The 16625-nt window shown below is 72.2% G+C and carries 13 protein-coding genes; 6 read left to right on the forward strand and 7 right to left on the reverse strand.

Going from position 1 to position 16625, the window contains the following annotated elements; genetic code table 11:
- Positions 1-48: 48 nt before the first annotated feature.
- The 6 genes from G6039_RS06205 to G6039_RS06230 all read right to left on the reverse strand — a co-directional run bounded on the left by G6039_RS06205 (position 49) and on the right by G6039_RS06230 (position 7078).
- Positions 49-1221 (reverse strand): lipid-transfer protein, encoded by a 1173-nt coding sequence (locus G6039_RS06205; RefSeq protein ID WP_006943399.1) that lies wholly within the window; start codon positions 1219-1221, stop codon positions 49-51.
- A complete protein-coding gene (locus G6039_RS06210) occupies positions 1218-1625 on the reverse strand; it encodes a MaoC family dehydratase (protein ID WP_006943405.1) in 408 nt (135 codons plus the stop codon). The genes G6039_RS06205 and G6039_RS06210 overlap by 4 nt, the downstream gene beginning before the upstream one ends.
- Complete coding sequence (locus tag G6039_RS06215) at positions 1622-2659, reverse strand: bifunctional MaoC family dehydratase N-terminal/OB-fold nucleic acid binding domain-containing protein (protein WP_043797667.1); 1038 nt, start codon at positions 2657-2659, stop codon at positions 1622-1624. Before G6039_RS06215 ends, G6039_RS06210 begins: the two co-directional genes overlap by 4 nt.
- Positions 2660-2673: 14 nt before the next feature.
- Entirely contained in the window at positions 2674-3825 is a 1152-nt protein-coding gene (locus G6039_RS06220) for an acyl-CoA dehydrogenase family protein (protein ID WP_006943410.1), read from the reverse strand.
- The gene (locus G6039_RS06225) at positions 3810-4868 is read right to left on the reverse strand and encodes an acyl-CoA dehydrogenase family protein (RefSeq protein WP_043797597.1); all 1059 of its coding nucleotides are present in this window, start codon (positions 4866-4868) and stop codon (positions 3810-3812) included. Before G6039_RS06225 ends, G6039_RS06220 begins: the two co-directional genes overlap by 16 nt.
- A gap of 65 nt (positions 4869-4933) precedes the next feature.
- Positions 4934-7078 (reverse strand): acyl-CoA dehydrogenase family protein, encoded by a 2145-nt coding sequence (locus G6039_RS06230; RefSeq protein ID WP_043797600.1) that lies wholly within the window; start codon positions 7076-7078, stop codon positions 4934-4936.
- 92 nt (positions 7079-7170) lie between these two features.
- Between G6039_RS06230 and kstR the strand changes: the two genes are divergently transcribed.
- Together kstR and otsB are read left to right on the forward strand one after the other, a co-directional pair.
- Positions 7171-7836, forward strand: a complete 666-nt coding sequence (gene kstR, locus G6039_RS06235) for a cholesterol catabolism transcriptional regulator KstR (RefSeq protein ID WP_006943416.1) — start codon at positions 7171-7173, stop codon at positions 7834-7836.
- Positions 7837-7930: 94 nt separating this feature from the next.
- On the forward strand, positions 7931-10528 hold the full coding sequence (otsB, locus tag G6039_RS06240; protein ID WP_043797602.1) for a trehalose-phosphatase: 2598 nt from the start codon (positions 7931-7933) through the stop codon (positions 10526-10528).
- On the opposite strand, the gene G6039_RS06245 is transcribed toward otsB, so the two are convergent.
- A complete protein-coding gene (locus G6039_RS06245; protein ID WP_043797606.1) occupies positions 10516-11625 on the reverse strand; it encodes a LacI family DNA-binding transcriptional regulator in 1110 nt (369 codons plus the stop codon). The genes otsB and G6039_RS06245 overlap by 13 nt on opposite strands.
- 156 nt (positions 11626-11781) lie before the next feature.
- Between G6039_RS06245 and G6039_RS06250 the strand changes: the two genes are divergently transcribed.
- From G6039_RS06250 to G6039_RS06265, 4 genes are all read left to right on the forward strand, one after another.
- On the forward strand, positions 11782-12822 hold the full coding sequence (locus G6039_RS06250; RefSeq protein WP_006943424.1) for a metal ABC transporter solute-binding protein, Zn/Mn family: 1041 nt from the start codon (positions 11782-11784) through the stop codon (positions 12820-12822).
- 135 nt (positions 12823-12957) lie between these two features.
- Positions 12958-13770, forward strand: a complete 813-nt coding sequence (locus tag G6039_RS06255) for a metal ABC transporter ATP-binding protein (protein ID WP_202917110.1) — start codon at positions 12958-12960, stop codon at positions 13768-13770.
- A complete protein-coding gene (locus G6039_RS06260) occupies positions 13767-14681 on the forward strand; it encodes a metal ABC transporter permease (protein WP_006943426.1) in 915 nt (304 codons plus the stop codon). The genes G6039_RS06255 and G6039_RS06260 overlap by 4 nt, the downstream gene beginning before the upstream one ends.
- Positions 14682-14733: 52 nt before the next feature.
- The coding region (locus tag G6039_RS06265) for a hydantoinase/oxoprolinase family protein (RefSeq protein WP_277606639.1) at positions 14734-16625 on the forward strand (1892 nt) is incomplete at its 3' end.

Raw genomic sequence — 16625 nt, forward strand, 5'->3', positions numbered from 1 at the left:
CGTGATGTCCGGCCGGATCCTCCCGGGTCCGGGCGGACACCGGCGCCCTCAGCTCCTCGCCAGCACCAGTCCCGACGTCGGCACGCCGGTGCCCGCGGTGACCAGTACGTTCTCCACGTCGGGAACCTGATTGACGGATGTGCCGCGCAGCTGGCGCACCCCCTCGGCGATGCCGTTCATCCCGTGGATGTATGCCTCGCCGAGCTGGCCGCCGTGGGTGTTGAGGGGCAGCCGGCCGCCGAGCTCGATCGCCCCGTCGGCGACGAAGTCCTTCGCCTCGCCGGGCCCACAGAACCCGAGTTCCTCGAGCTGCATGAGCACGTACGGCGTGAAGTGGTCGTAAAGCACCGCCGTCTGCACGTCCTGCGGGCCGAGGCCGGACTGCTCCCACAGTTGGCGGCCGACGATGCCCATCTCGGGCAGCCCCGTCAGGCCGTCACGGTAGTAGCTGGCCATGATGTACTGGTCCGGTCCGCTGCCCTGGGCGGCCCCCGCCACCACGGCCGGCGGCTGGGGCAGGTCCCGCGCCCGTTCGGTCGTGGTGACGACGAGCGCGACGCCGCCGTCGGACTCCTGGCAGCAGTCGAGCAGGTGCAGCGGTTCCGCGATCCACCGCGAATTCTGGTGGTCGTCGAGGGTGATCGGCCTGCCGTGGAAGAAGGCATGCGGATTCGTCGCGGCGTGCCTGCGGGCCGCGACGGCGACCTTCCCGAAGTCCGCGCTGGTGGCCCCGGTGACGTGCATGTAGCGCCGGGCGGCCATCGCCACGAACGAAGCGGGGGTGCCCAGGCCGTGCGGATAGGAGAAGGCGTAGTCGGTGCCGGAGGAGTTGACCTGCGCGGACAGCGCGGTGTTGACCTGACCGTACCGCGCCCCGGAGCGCTCGTTGAAGGCCCGGTACACCACCACCACGTCCGCGACGCCGGTGGCGACGGCCATCGCCGCCTGCTGCACGGTGGCACATGCCGCGCCGCCGCCGTAGTGGACGCGGGAGAAGAACTTCAGGCTCGGGATCCCCACCGCACGTGCGACGGCGATCTCGGTGTTGGTGTCCATCGTGAAGGAGGTCAGGCCGTCGACGTCCGCCGGGCGCAGGCCGGCGTCGGCCAGCGCCGCCCGCACCGCCTCCGCGGCCAGGCGCAGTTCGCTGCGGCCGGAGTCCTTGGAGAAGTCGGTGGCACCGATGCCGGCGATGGCGGCGCGGCGGGACAGGTCGCTCATGCGGAGCCTCCGATCTCGAGGACGGCCTTCGCGGTGATGTGGTCGCCCAGACCGTTCTTGCCGACGATGTCGACGGTGATGCGCCCGTCGGCCTCGACGGCGGCGACGGTCCCGGTCAGGGTCAGCGAGTCGTACGCGTACCAGGGCACCCCCAGCCGCAGCGAGACCGACTTCAGCACCGCGCGCGGACCGGCCCAGTCGGTGACATAGCGCTGCACCAGCCCGGTGTCGGTGAGGATGTTGACGAAGATGTCCTTCGACCCGCGCTGCTGCGCCTTGTCGCGGTCGTGGTGCACGTCCTGGAAGTCCCTGGTGGCCAAGGCCGTCGAGACGACGAACGTCGGATCGGCCCGGATCGTCAACGGCGGCAAGGATTGTCCGACGGTGACCGTTCCCGCGTTCATGCGCGCTCCTCGCTCGGCTGCCAGGCGTACAGGGTCCAGGGGTCGCCGCCGGTCTCGTCGTCGCCCGGGAAATCGAGAAAGATCGCCTCGACCGGCGTCCCGATGCGCACGTCGCCGGGGTCCACCCCGCGCAGTTCGCCGAGCATACGAACGCCTTCCTCGAGTTCGACGAGGGCGACGACGTACGGCACCGTCCGCCCCGGCACCTTCGGCGCGTGGTGCACCACGTAGCTGAAGACGGTGCCGCGGCCCGACGCGACGACGTAGTCGGTCGTCTCGTCCTTGGCCAGCCACAGCGCCGGCACCGGCGGGTGCTGCAGCGTGCCGTCGGGCCGCCGCTGGATACGCAGTTCGTGCGCGGCGACACCGTCCCAGAAGAACCGCGTGTCCTGCGACGCGGACGGCCGCAGCATGCGGGTGGGGTCGAGGTCCGCCGGAACCGCCGGGGCCGAATGTGACACCGGTTCGGTTGAATCGACAGAATGTGACATTCGGCCGGTCTCGCGGAGGGGCGGCGCGAACTTGAGGATGCGGAAGAGCATTTCGGCGACCACCTCGTCGCCGGCCTTCCACACGCTGCGGGTGGTGAAGAACCAGCCCTCGCCGAGGCCGGTCTTCTTCGGTCCGGCGAGGTCCTCGAGGGTGGACTCGATGGTCACCTCCTCGCCGTGGCGCAGATAGCGGTGGTAGACCTGATCGCAGTTCGTGGCGACGACCGACGTGTAGCCCGCCTCGTCGAGGATCTCCGTCATCCGGCGGAGCGGATCGTCCTCCTCGCGCTTGGCGCCGAGGCCGCGCATGGTCCACACCTGCGCCATCGCGGGTGGCGCGACGAGGCCGCCGTGCCCGGCCGCGATCGCGGCGGATTCGTCTGTGTAGATCGGGTTCTCGTCGCCGATCGCCTCGAGCCAGTTGCGGATCAGCGGCAGGTTCACCCGGTCGCGGCCCGCACGCGGCTTGGACGGCCCGTCGGCGCGGACGCGTTCGGCGGCCGCGCGGATCTCGGCGTGGGGGCCCGGCACGGCGGCGCTCATCGACACGTCCCCCTTCACCGCGGGACCCGGGGCATGGCCAGGCCCGCCGTCGCGATCAGTTCCCGCATCACCTCGTTGACACCGCCGCCGAAGGTGATCACCAGGTTCCGCTTGACCTGCATGTCGAGCCAGCGCAGCAGGTCCGCGGTCTCCGGGTCGCCGGGATCCCCGAACCGGCCGACCATCTCCTCCGCGAGCCGGCCGACACGCTGGATGCGTTCGGTGGCGAACACCTTGGTGGCCGACGCGTCCGCGATGTCGACCGCCTCGGATTCGCTGGCGGCGACCTGCCAGTTGAGCAGTTCGTTGAGCCGGAACGTCGCGTGGATCTCGCCGAGCCCGCGCCGCACGTCGGGTTCGCCGAGCAGGTCCCGGGAACGGGCCCAGGCGAACACCCGGTCGTAGAGCCCGCCCACGCGGCCGGCGGGGCCGAGCATGACGCGTTCGTGATTGAGCTGGGTGGTGATCAGCCTCCAGCCCTCGTTCTCCTCGCCGACGAGCATCTCGACCGGGACGCGCACGTCGCTGTAGTACGTGGCGTTGACGTGGTGCGCGCCGTCGCAGGTGATGATGGGGGTCCAGCCGAAGCCGGGGTCCTTGGTGTCGACGATGAGGATCGAGATGCCGCGGTGCCTCGAGTCGGCGCTGCCGGTGCGCACCGCAAGCCAGACGTAGTCGGCGTCGTGGCCGCCGGTGGTGAAGATCTTCTGCCCGTTCACCACGTAGTGGTCGCCGTCGCGCACGGCCGTGGTGCGCAGTGCGGCGAGGTCGGTCCCGGCGTCGGGCTCGGAGTAGCCGATCGCGAAGTGGACCTCGCCGGCGAGGATGGCGGGCAGGAACTTCCGCTTCTGTTCCTCGGTTCCGTAGACCTGCAGGGTCGGCCCGACCGTCTGCAGGGTGACACTGGGCAGCGGCACGTCGGCGCGCACGGCCTCGTTGACGAAGATCTGCTGCTCGACCTCACCGAAGCCGCGGCCGCCGAATTCGACGGGCCAGCCGACGCCGAGCCAGCCGTCCTTGCCCATCCGGCGCACGACCTCCCGGTAGGTGGGGCCGTGGCGCTCGGTGCGCATGATCGCGGCCTCCTCGGGGGAGATCAGGTCCGCGAAGTACCGTCGCAGTTCCGCCTGCAGCGCGCGCTGCTCGTCGGTCAGATCGATGAACACCGGGCCCCCACGAGGTCGAGTCGGTACGAGGCGCCGCCGAGCAGACGCGCCAGATCCTTTGCGGTCGAGGAATAGCGATGCAGCGGATAGGTCTCGTCCACACCGAGACCGCCGTGCAGGTGGTGCAGCACGCGCACGGCGGGCGGCAGCTCCGTGGCGATCCAGTACGCCGCGACGTCGAGGTCGTCGTCCGCGGCGGCGCTGCGGGCGTCCTGCGCGACCCGCCAGGCCGCGGCGAGCGCGGCGACGTGCAGGGTGCGGGAGGTGACGTAGACGTCGGCGATCTGCTGGGCCACCGCCTGGAAGGCGGCGAGCGGCTTGCCGAACTGGTGCCGGGTGCTCACGTGCTGTGCGGTGAGCTGCGTTGCGCCCGAAAGCAGTCCGTCCGCGTAGGCGCCGACCGCCGCGAGGGCGAGGCGGTACAGGACGGCGACGTCGGCGGCCGGGTCGGCGCCGTCGCCGAGGAGCAGGCCCGGCGCGGACGCGAGCCGCACGGAGCACTCGGGGGTGTGCGCCGACGACGGGCTCTCGGTCAGGGTCACGCCCGGTGCCGTGGGTTCGACGGCGATCACACCGGCGTCGGTGGGCACCAGGATCTTTCGCGACGTCGCCGCGTAGGGCACGCCGACGAAGTGCCCGGTGACGGCGTGGCGTTCGCCGTCGGGTACCGCCGTGGCGGCGGGGGACGCCGGGAAGGCGCGGCCGACCTCGGCGAGGGCGGCGGTGAGGACGGCGCCGTCGGCGACGCCCGCGAGCAGCTCGTCCTGCTGCGTGTCGGCGGCGAGGATCCGGACGGGCAGCACACCGAAGCCGAGGGTGGCCAGGGCGGGGACGGGTGCGGCACGTCGCCCGATCTCGGTGAGCAGTGCGGTGACCTCGGCGACGCCGAGGTCGTCGCCGCCGAGCCGCGCGGGCAGGGCGAGGGAGAGGAGGTCGGCGTCGGCGAGGGCGCGCCACAGTTCGTCCGGCCTCAGGTCGCGGGCGAGCAGGTCGACGGCGACCTGGGCCACGGCCTCCTGCGTGTCGTCACGAGCGAAGTCCACGTTTCCACCTTCGATTAGAACGTGTTCTAGTTGTATCACCTCGGCAGGGCGGGTGGAAGCACCCGTCAGCCGCGCGGCAGGCCCAGCAGGCGCTCCGCCGCGAGGGTGAGCAGGATCTGCTCGGTGCCGCCGGCGATCGTCAGGCAGCGCGTGTTGAGGAACTCGCGCGCGAGGGGGCCCTCGACCCAGCCGGCCGCACCGGCGAGATCCAACGCGAGCTCCGCGGTGTCCTGGCGCTGCCGCACGCCGATCAGCTTGCGCACGCTCGACGCCGGGCCGGGGTCCTGACCGTCGAGCTGCGCGAGGGTGGTCCGCAGCTCGAGCAGCGACCCGGCCGTGGCCTCGGCGACGAGCCCGCCGATCCGGTCCTCGGCGACCGGGTCGCCGGGTGCCACCAGGTCCAGCAGTTGCTCGACCGCCTTCCCCAGCGAGGATCCGCCGCTCATCGCGACCCGTTCGTTGGCGAGCGTGGTGCGGGCGAGCTTCCACCCGCCGCCGAGCGGGCCGACGACGCACTCGTCGGGGACGAACACGCCGTCGAGGAACACCTCGTTGAAGAGCGCGTCGCCGGTGATCTCCCGAAGCGGCGAGACGGTGATGCCCGCGGACTTCATGTCGACGAGGAAGTAGGTGATGCCCTTGTGCTTCGGGGCGTCGCGGTCGGTGCGGGCCAGGCAGATCGCCCAGTCGGCCTCCTGGGCCAGCGAGGTCCACACCTTCTGCCCCTGCAGGCGCCAGCCCCCGTCGACCTTCTCCGCGGCGGTGCGCAGCGACGCCAGGTCGGATCCGGCGCCCGGCTCCGAGAACAGCTGACACCAGACGATCTCACCGCGCAGGGTCGGCAGGGCGAAGCGGTCGATCTGCTCGGCGGTGCCGTGCTCGAGGATGGTGGGCACGGCCCACCACCCGATCACCAGATCGGGCCGGTCCACGCCGGCGGCCGCGAGTTCCTCCTCGATGAGGATCTGCTGCGCGGCGTGCGCGCCCCGGCCGTACGGCGGCGGCCAGTGCGGGGCCAGGAACCCGGCCTCGGCGAGCGCGGCCCGCCGCTGCGGTCCGGGCCGGTCGAGGAGCTGCGCGATCTCGGCACGGATGCGCACGCGTTCGTCGTCGAAGGCGCTCAGGTCGACGGTGAGGTGACGGCGGGCGCCGGAGCGGGCGAGGCCGGCGACCCGGGCCCGCCACGCGGCGGAGCCGCCGAGCAGCTGACGGGTGACGACGGCGCGGCGCAGGTACAGGTGGGCGTCGTGCTCCCACGTGAAGCCGATACCACCGAGCACCTGGATGGCATCCTTGGCGTTCTGCACGGCGGCGTCGAGGGCGACGGCGGTCGCGACGGCCGCGGCCAGGGGCAGTTCGTGCGGGGCCGCGTCGGCCGCCACGGCGGCGTCCCAGGCCGCCGCGCGGATCTTCTCGGTACGGCAGAGCATCTCGGCACACAGATGCTTGATCGCCTGGAACGAGCCGATGGGCTTGCCGAACTGTTCGCGGATCTTGGCGTACTCGACGGCCGTGGCCAGGGCCCAGCCGGCGACGCCGGCGAGTTCGGCGGCGGCGAGCGTGGCGGCGAGGTCGCGCACCAGGCCTACCGGGACGCAGACGACCCGGTCGGTGGTGACGGCGACGCCGGCGAGCCGCACGCGGGCGAGCGCCCGCGACTTGTCGAGGGTGTCGAGGGGTTCGAGGTTCAGTCCGGGGGTGTCGGCGTCGAGCAGCGCCCAGCGTTCGGTCCCGCCGTCGGTGCCGATGCGGACCAGGACCGCGACGCCCGGCTCGCCGCCGAGCGCCGGGCCCGCGTCGCCGTCGAGGTCGTACCCGCCCTCCCGGGTCGTCGCGGTGAGCGCGCCGTCCAATGCGACGGCGGTCGGCAGGGCGCCCTCGGCCAGGAGTTCCGTCCACTTGGCGCCGTCGGTGCCGGCGGCGCGGCCGAAGACGAGCGCGGCCAGGGCGGTGGGAAGGACGGGGCCCGTCGCGAGGTGGTGCGCAGCCTGTTCGAGCATCGTCGCCAGGTCGACGACGCCGGCGCCGGCGCCGCCCGCGGCCTCGGGCACGGCGACGGCGAAGATTCCGAGGTCGGCGAGCGATTCCCACCCCGGCCGCCACATGGTCGCCGGTCGTTCGCGTAGGTTCTGGATCGGCGCTGTGGCGCGCGCCCAGGCCTGTACAGAGGCCTGCGCGGCCTGCTGTTCCTCGGTGGTGGCAATGCTCACAGCGGGTTTCCGCCTTTCGGGAATGACACGATGCCTAGAACGTGTTCTAATATGACAGCCGGTTCAGAGTCAAGGCAGAGGAAGACATCTCGATGACGACATCGTCCCGCTCACGTTCCACCGGCGGCGGCGGAACTCTGACCGCCCTCACCGAGGACGATCTCAGTTCCAACGCCCAGAAGGAACGGCGCAAGCGGATACTCGACGCCACCCTGGCGCTCGCCTCCAAGGGTGGGTACGAGGCCGTACAGATGCGCTCCGTCGCCGAGAAGGCCGACGTGGCCGTCGGCACCCTGTACCGGTACTTCCCCTCGAAGGTGCACCTGCTCGTCTCGGCCCTCGGCCGCGAGTTCGCGCGCATCGAGGGCAAGGGCAAGATCCCCCCGGGCCACACGCCGCTCGAGCGGATGCAACTGATCCTGAGCCTGATCACGAAGGCGATGCAACGTGACCCGCTGCTCACCGAAGCCATGACCCGGGCGTTCATGTTCGCCGACGCCTCGGCCGCCGCCGAGGTCGATCAGGTCGGCCTGCTCATGGACCGGCTCTTCGCCCGCGCGATGAACGAGGGCGAGCCCACCGAGGAGGAACTGGCGATCGCCCGCGTCATCAGCGACGTGTGGTTGTCGAACCTCGTGGCGTGGCTGACGCGGCGCTCGTCCGCGACCGACGTCGCGCGCCGGCTGGAGCTGACCGTCGAACTGCTGCTCGGCGACGGATCGCAGCGTCCGGCCTCGATTCCGGTCCAGGAAGGCTGACCTGCGCCGCGAGGAGCGGAACTGTAACGGGAAACACGTCCCGAACCGGACAGGGGAGACGACGCCGGGCGCCGGATCACCTACCTTTGAGTGAGTGAGCGCCCAAGACCTCCCGATCGACCTGCGCCGCGCCCTCGTCGCGCTGGCGCGGACCCCGCGGCTCCTCGTGGCCTCCGACTACGACGGTACCGTCGCGCCGATCGTCTCGGATCCGGACAAGGCGTTCCCGAACGCCGAGTCGGTCCGCGCCCTGCGCGCGCTCGCCGGCTTGCCGTCCACGGCCGCAGCCGTGATCTCCGGTCGCGCCCTGAAGGATCTCGCGGCCCTGTCCCGCCTGCCCGCCGAGGTGCAGCTCGTCGGCAGCCACGGCTCGGAGTTCGACATCGGCTTCGTCCACGCCATCGACAGCGACGCCCGGCAGCTGCTGCGCGATATCGTCGCCGAGCTCGAGGCGATCGCCGCCCGCTACGACGGCGTGCACGTCGAGGCGAAGCCGGCCAGTGCCGCGCTGCACGTGCGCAACGCCGACCCGGCCGACGCCGAGCTGGCACTGTCGCTGGTCCGCGGCGACCTCGCCCGGCACCCGGGTGTGCAGGTCACCGAGGGCAAGGCCGTCATCGAGCTGGCGGTCGTGCCCACCGACAAGGGCCACGCGCTGGACATCATCCGGCACCAGGAATCGGCGAGCGCCGCGGTCTTCTTCGGCGACGACGTGACGGACGAGAAGGCCTTCGCCTCCCTCCACGGCCCGGACGTGGGCGTCAAGGTCGGGGACGGCGAGACCGCCGCCCAGTACCGGATCGGCACGGTCGAGGACGTCGCGGCCGCGCTGGCGTTCCTGCTCGACCAGCGCCGCACGTGGCTCTCGGGCGCGGAGGCCTGCCCGATCGAGCGGCTGACGATGCTGGCGAGCCCGCGCTCGAAGGCGCTGCTGACGCCGGACGGAACGGTGACGTGGCTGTGTCACCCCGAGCCGGATTCCGCGGCGGTGTTCGCGCATCTGCTCGGCGGCGAACCGGCCGGGCACTTCACCATCGGTCCGAGCCGGGAGGCCCTGCCCCTGAGCCAGCGCTACATCGACGGCACCATGACGGCGGTGACCCGCTGGGCGAGCCTCGCGGTGATCGACTACCTTCCGCACGACGTCGAACCGGGCCGCACCGACCTGACCCGGGTCATCACCGGCAAGGCCAAGGCGGTGGTCACGTTCGCGCCGCGCCCCGAGTTCGGACAGGGCCAGGTCGGGCTCGAACCCGTGGCCGACGGCCTGCGGGTACTCGGATTCAACGAGCCGTACGTGCTGCGCTCCCCCGGCGTCGAGTGGAACATCACCACCGACGGCGCCCATCAGACCGCGCACGCCGTCGTCGATCCGTCCGACAGCGACATCATCCTCGAATTCCGTTGCGGCACCGATGATATCGGCCCACACCCCGTCGCGGAGGTGCAGCGGCGCGCGTCCGCGGAGGAGTACTGGTGGAAGTGGGCGGCGGGCCTGGACCTGCCGCCGCTCAAGCGGGACCTGATGAAGCGGTCGGCGCTGACTCTGCGCGGCCTCGTGCACGCACCGACGGGATCCATCATGGCGGCCGCGACCACGTCGCTGCCCGAGGAGATGGGCGGCGTCCGCAACTGGGACTACCGCTACTGCTGGCTCCGTGACGCCGCCCTGACCGCGCATGCCCTGGTGAGCGTCGGGTCGCTCGCCGAGGCGGATGCCTATCTGGACTGGGTGCACCGGGTGCTCGACACCGTGCCGGGCCCCGAGCGCCTGCACCCGCTGTACACGCTGGCCGGCGGCGCGCTGCCGCCCGAGGCCGTCATCGACACGCTGCCCGGCTACGCCGGCTCCCGGCCCGTCCGGGTCGGCAACGCCGCGAGCCAGCAGGTCCAGCTCGACGTGTTCGGCCCGATCGTGGACCTGATCTCGGCGCTGGCGCACCGCCGCGAGGAGCGCGGCGTCCCGCACGATCAGGCCCTCACCGACCGGGACTGGGAGCTGGTGTGTGCCATGGTCACCGCCGTGGAATGCCGCTGGTTCGAGCCCGACCACGGCATCTGGGAGATCCGCGACAACCCGCGCCACCACGTGTACTCGAAGGTCATGGGCTGGCTGACCGTGGACCGCGCGCTGACGCTGGCCGAGAAGTTCGGGCGCACCGCCGGCGACAACTGGGCCGGGCTGCGCGCCGAGATCGCGGAGGAGGTGCTGGAGAAGGGCTGGAACGAGGACGTCTGCTCCTACACCGCGGCCTACGACGGCACCGATCTCGACGCGGCGACGCTGTTCATCGGCCTGTCCGGGCTCATCGACCCCGAGGACCCGCGGTTCCACGCGACGGTCGTCGCGACGGAGGCGGAGCTGCGCAGCGGTTCGACGGTGTACCGCTACCTGCACGACGACGGCCTGCCCGGAACCGAGGGCGGCTTCCACCTGTGCGCGGCGTGGCTGGTGGAGGCATATCTCCTCGTCGGCGCCCGTCCGCAGGCGGAGGCGCTGTTCGCACAGCTCGTCGACGCGGCGGGGCCCACGGGGCTGCTCAGCGAGGAGTACGACCCGGTGGCGGAGCGGTCACTCGGCAACCATCCCCAGGCGTACAGCCACCTCGGGCTGCTGCGGTGCGCCCAGCTGCTCGCGGCGGCGCCGGCGGAGGCGGATCGGACGCTGTCGGTCGTCGATCACTCGGCGTAGATCGACGTCTCGTCGTGCACGCCGGTGGTCTGGCCGATGAGCAGTTCCGTCGCAAGGGTTTCCACCGTCGCGACCCCGGAGTGTGACGGCGCGGCCATGAGCAGGGCGCCGGTGCGCCGGCCCTTCTCCTCCTGAGGCTGGCGCACGGTGGTCACGCCCTCGCGCAGGGCCTCGCCGATCCCGTCGAAGCCGGTGATCGACAACCGTCCGGGGACCTCGAGGCCGGCGCTGCGTGCCCACGCCAGCGCGCCGAGCGCGAGGACGTCGGTGGTGCACATCAGGGCGGTGATCGCCGGGTTCGCCGCCAGCGCCTGCGCGGCGGCGGACGCACCGTCCTCCGCGGTGTGCGCGTAGCGCTCGACGACCGTGAGGCTCGCGGAGTCGAGGCCGGCCGCGCGCAGGGCCTCCTGCACGCCCAGGATCCGCTCGTGCTGCACGTGGAAGCGGTCGGACTCGAAGCGGGCGGGGTCGACGACACCGTCGTGCCGGTCGCGGCCGAGTCGCATGCACAGCACGCCGATCCGGCGGTGGCCGAGGGCGATGAGGTGCTCGGCGAGCCGGCGCATCGCGCCTCGGTCGTCGATGCCGACCAGGGGCGCGCTCGCGATGCCGCGGGGCTGGTCGCACACCACCAGGGGCAGGTTCCGTTCGAGGACGGCGGCGAGATACAGATCGTCGGACGGAACCGAGTAGACGACGAAGCCGTCGACCGCCGCGCCGTGCACGACCTGCGCTGCCTCCTCCTCGTCGCGTTCCGGTCCGGCGGGGATGAGCAGAAGGCCCTCGCCGGCGGCCTCGCAGGATTCGGAGAGGCCGGACAGGAAGCTCATCGCGGCCGGGTCCCGGAACGAATAGCTCAGCGCCTCGGTGAGCAGCACGCCCACGGCCCCGGCCCGGCGGGTGCGCAGGGATCGGGCCATCGGGTCCGGACCGGCGTAGCCGCGACGCTTGGCGACCTCGAGGATCTGCTCGCGAAGCTCGGCGGACAGCTGGTCCGGCCGGTTGTAGGCGTTGGAGACGGTGGTGCGGGAGATCTTCAGCTCGGCAGCGATCGACGCCAGGGTGGCCTGGGGACGCGGCTGACGAGACCTGGGCATGAACGGACGGTAGCGGGTCCGCGCCGCGGCGACGAATCGGGCCGGATGGGCGCAGATCCGGACATCCGCTAAAGTGGAACGGTAACGGTTTCCAATAAGGTGGGAACCGCGACCTCCCCGGCCCTCCGGCCGAACGTGATCACAGGAGATGGAACCGTGCGACTGCCCCGCCGAATGCGCGCCGCCACCGCGACCGTGGGCTTGACCTGCGCCGCCGCGCTCACCCTCGCCGCCTGCGGCAGCGACTCGGGGGACGGGGCGGGCACCGGCTCCGGCGAGATCCGCATCGTCGCGTCCACCAACGTGTGGGGCTCGGTCGCGCAGGCCGTCGCCGGGGACCGCGCCCAGGTGCAGTCGCTGATCACCGAGCCCTCCGCCGACCCGCACTCGTACGAGGCCAGCCCCGCCGACGCCGCCGCCATCAGCGACGCCACCCTCGTCGTCTACAACGGCGGCGGCTACGACCAGTTCGTCGACGACATCCTCGAGTCCACCGGAACCGACACCGCCACGGTCGACGCCCTCGCGTTGTTCGAGTCCGGCACCGGAAGCGACCTCGAGGACGGCCACGACCACTCGGGCGGCACCGCACCCGAGGGCGACACCCACGAGGGTGAGACCCATGCCGCCGAGGACGGCGACGCGCACGCCGGGCACGACCACAGCGGCATCAACGAGCACGTCTGGTACGACCTGGCCGCCGCCGACGCCGTCGCGCACACCGTCGCCGACCGGCTGGCCGAACTGGATCCGGCCGGGGCCGACACCTACCGCGCCAACGCCGAGGCCTTCCACTCGCAGCTGCACGAGGTCACCGACGTGACCGCCGAGATCGCCGCCGCGCACGCGAACACCCCCGTCGCGCAGACCGAATCCATCGGCTACTACCTCGTCACGTCCGCGAAGCTCGAGGACCGGACGCCCGCCGACTTCACCAACGCCGTCGAGAACGGCACCGACCCGTCGCCCGCCGCGATCGCCGCGACCCGCCAGCTGCTCCTCGACAAGCAGGTCGCCGTCCTGCTCCACAACCCGCAGACCGAGGACAAGGTCAGCCGCGACATGCGGGCGACCGCGGAATCCGCGGGCATCCCCGTCGTCGAAGTTGTGGAGACCCTGCCCGCGGGCGTGGACTACATTCAGTGGCAGAAGCAGACGGCCGAGGCGCTCGCCGCCGCCCTCGACGCCGCCCGCTGACCCTTCGAGCAGGGCAAGGACATCACTCCCGTGACCACACCGGCCGACGTCACACCGGGCGGCACCGCCGCGGCACCGAGCGCGCCCGCGACGCCCGCCGGCCGCACCGCCGCGGTCGAGCTCCGCGACGCCCGCATGGCCTTCGGCGACCGCGTCCTGTGGCGGGGCCTCGATCTCACCGTCGAGCCCGGCGAGTTCGTCGCGGTGCTCGGCCCCAACGGGGCGGGCAAGTCGACGCTGCTGAAGGTCCTGCTCGGTCAGCTACCCCTCAGCGGTGGCACCGCCACGATCGCCGGCGCGCCCGCCCGCACGGGCAACTCGCACGTCGGCTACGTGCCGCAGCAGAAGTCGCTCGACGAGGGCGTGCCCCTGCGCGGCCGCGACCTCGTCGGGCTCGGCGTGGACGGCCATCGCTGGGGCACCGGCCTGCGCTACTGGAAGACCCGCCGCAGCGCCGTCGACGCCGCGATCCGGCAGGTCGGCGCCGAAACCTACGCCAACGCCCCGATCGGATCCCTCTCCGGCGGCGAACAGCAGCGGCTGCGCATCGCGCAGGCCCTCGTCGGCGACCCGCGGGTCATGCTCTGCGACGAACCGCTGCTCAGTCTCGACCTGGCCAACCAGCACCTCGTGTCGTCCCTCATCGACCGTCGTCGCCGCGAACACGGCACCGCCGTCCTGTTCGTCACCCACGAGATCAACCCGATCCTGCCGCTGGTGGACCGCGTGCTGTATCTCGTCGACGGGCAGTTCCGCATCGGCACCCCCGCCGAGGTGATGACCTCCGAGGTGCTCTCCGAGCTGTACCGCACCGACGTCGAGGTCCTCGAGATCCGCGGCCGTCTCGTCGTCGTCGGCACCGGCGACGCCATCGACGCGCTCGGCAGCGCCGGCGGGCTGCGCCCCGGCGAGGGCGTCCACCACGACCATCACGAGGATCAGCATTGAGCAGCAAGTTCACCGACGCGATGGGCCGGATGTTCGACGTGCAGGCCACCGTCGACCTGCTCCAGTACGACTTCGTGCAGCAGGCCCTGCTGGCCGGCGCGATCCTCGGCCTGCTCGCGGGCGTGATCGGGCCGCTGGTGATCAGCCGTCAGATGGCATTCTCCGTGCACGGCACCTCCGAGCTCTCGCTCACCGGTGCCGCCGCGGCCCTGATCATCGGCGTCTCCGTCGGACTCGGCGCCGTGCTGGGGGCGGTGGTGGCGGCCATCCTCTTCGGTGTCCTCGGCACCCGCGCCCGTGAACGCGATTCCGTCATCGGCGTCGTCATGGCGTTCGGGCTCGGTCTGGCCGTGCTGTTGCTGTGGGCCTACGACGGCCGCACCGGCGCCGCGTTCTCCCTCCTCACCGGCCAGATCGTCGCGCCGGGTGGCACGGGCATCGCGCTGCTCGCCGCCTGCGCCGTCGGCGTCATCGGCACCATGCTGGTCATCTACCGCCCGCTGCTGTTCGCCAGCACCGACCCCGAGGTCGCCGCCGCGCGCGGGGTGCCGGTGCGGGCGCTGTCCATCGTCTTCGCCGTGCTGGTCGGAATCACCGCCGCCCTCGGCGTGCAGATCGTCGGGGCCCTGCTGGTGATGGCGCTGCTCATCACCCCGGCCGCCGCGGCGTCCCGGGTGGCCGGCGGCCCGCTCGCCGCGACGGTGCTGGCCGTGATCTTCGCGGAGGTCTCCGCGGTCGGTGGGATCCTGCTCGCCCTCGCGCCCGGCGTGCCGGTCTCGGCGTTCATCACGGCGATCGCGTTCGTCATCTATCTCGTGTGCCGCGGAATCGGCGCGGCCCGCACCCGGCGCGGCACCGGACGCAGAGCGCCCGCGCCGGCCCCGGACAGGGCCGCGGCCGTCACCGCCTGAGCCCGGGTGCGGCGGTCTGGGCCGTCCCGCACGCGGTGGCTAACCTGCTGTCATGGCGACAGCGGAGCAGGCGAGCGAACGAGACCGGACACCCGGGCGCTGGGAGTTCTGGGTGGACCGCGGCGGCACCTTCACCGATGTCGTCGCCCGCCGGCCCGACGGTGCCCTGGTCACCCACAAGCTGTTGTCGGAGAACCCGTCCCGGTACCGGGACGCGGCCGTCGCCGGGATCCGGGAGCTGCTCGGGGTGCCCGCCGGCGAACCCGTCACCGCCGACCTCGTCGAGCAGGTGCGCATGGGCACCACCGTCGCGACCAACGCACTGCTCGAGCGCAAGGGCGACCGGACCGCCCTGGTGATCACCGCCGGTTTCCGGGACGCGCTGCGCATCGGCTACCAGAACCGGCCGCGGATCTTCGAGCGCAACATCGTGCTGCCCGAGCTGCTGTACGAGCGGGTGCTCGAGGTCGACGAACGCATCCGGGCCGACGGCACGGTGCTGCGTGCCCCCGACCTCGACCGGCTCGAGCGGGACCTGAGGCAGGTGCGCGACGACGGCATCGACTCCGTCGCCGTGGTGTGCATGCACAGCCATCTGTACCCGCAGCACGAGCACGCGATCGGTGAGCTCGCCGAGCGTCTCGGCTTCGGGCAGATCTCGCTGTCCGCGGTCGCCAGCCCGCTGATGAAGCTGGTGCCGCGCGGCGACACCACCGTCGTCGACGCGTACCTCTCGCCCGTGCTCCGCCACTACGTGGACCGCGTGGCCGAGGAACTGCCGGGCGTGCGGCTGATGTTCATGCAGTCCAACGGCGGGCTCACCGAGGCGATGCACTTCCGCGGCAAGGACGCGATCCTCTCCGGTCCTGCCGGGGGCATCGTCGGCATGAGCCGGATGTCGGCGCTGGCCGGGTTCGACAAGGTAATCGGGTTCGACATGGGCGGCACGTCGACGGACGTGTCGCACTTCGCCGGGGAATACGAGCGCGTCTTCCACACCGTCGTCGCCGGGGTGCGGTTGCGCGCCCCCATGATGGACATCCACACCGTCGCCGCCGGCGGCGGCTCGATCCTGCACTTCGACGGCAGCCGGTACCGGGTGGGGCCCGATTCCGCCGGCGCCGACCCCGGGCCGGCCTGCTACCGCGGCGGCGGCCCGCTCACCGTCACCGACGCCAACGTCATGCTCGGCCGCGTGCAGCCCGCGCACTTCCCGCACGTGTTCGGTCCCGGCGGCGACCAACCGCTGGACGACGAGACGGTGCGGGCCCGGTTCGCCGCCCTGGCCGCCGAGATCCGCGAGGCGACCGGCGACGACCGCAGCCCCGAGGAGGTCGCCGCCGGCTTCCTGCAGATCGCGGTGGCGAACATGGCCAACGCCGTCAAGCGCATCTCGGTGCAGAAGGGACACGACGTCACCGAGTACGCGTTGACGACCTTCGGCGGCGCCGGCGGGCAGCACGCCTGCGCGGTGGCCGACTCGCTCGGCATCCGGACCGTCCTCGTGCCGCCGCTGGCCGGTGTCCTGTCCGCGCTCGGCATGGGTCTCGCGGACACCACCGCGATGCGCGAGCAGTCCGTCGTCGTCGAACTGAACGCCGAGGCGATGCCGCGGCTGCGCGACGTCGCCGCCGAACTCGAGGCCGCGGCGCGCGCGGAACTGCTCGACGAGGACGTGCCCCCCGAACGCATCGACGTGGCCTTCCGGGCGCACCTGCGCTACGACGGCACCGACACGTCCGTGCCCGTCGCGCTCGCCGACCCGGCGACGATGACCGCGGAGTTCGAGGCCGTGCACCGGCGCACCTACTCCTTCCTCATGGACCGTCCGCTGATCGTCGATGCCGTCGCGGTCGAGGCCGTCGGGGCGACGCGCCGGCCCGACCTGTCCGGGCTCGGACGCGGCCGCAGCGACGACAGCGGCGCACCCGAGCCCGGACAGGT

The organism is Rhodococcus aetherivorans (assembly GCF_011058165.1).
GTDB classification, from domain to species: Bacteria; Actinomycetota; Actinomycetes; order Mycobacteriales; family Mycobacteriaceae; genus Rhodococcus; species Rhodococcus aetherivorans.

What these genes read in the sequence shown, in the direction of transcription:
- G6039_RS06205 (WP_006943399.1), bottom strand. Translation starts at nt 1,221, where the DNA reads ATGAGCGACCTGTCCCGCCGCGCCGCCATCGCCGGCATCGGTGCCACC.
- G6039_RS06215 (WP_043797667.1), bottom strand. Translation starts at nt 2,659, where the DNA reads ATGAGCGCCGCCGTGCCGGGCCCCCACGCCGAGATCCGCGCGGCCGCC.
- G6039_RS06210 (WP_006943405.1), bottom strand. Translation starts at nt 1,625, where the DNA reads ATGAACGCGGGAACGGTCACCGTCGGACAATCCTTGCCGCCGTTGACG.
- G6039_RS06245 (WP_043797606.1), bottom strand. Translation starts at nt 11,625, where the DNA reads ATGCCCAGGTCTCGTCAGCCGCGTCCCCAGGCCACCCTGGCGTCGATC.
- G6039_RS06255 (WP_202917110.1), top strand. Translation starts at nt 12,958, where the DNA reads ATGGCCTTCGGCGACCGCGTCCTGTGGCGGGGCCTCGATCTCACCGTC.
- kstR (WP_006943416.1), top strand. Translation starts at nt 7,171, where the DNA reads ATGACGACATCGTCCCGCTCACGTTCCACCGGCGGCGGCGGAACTCTG.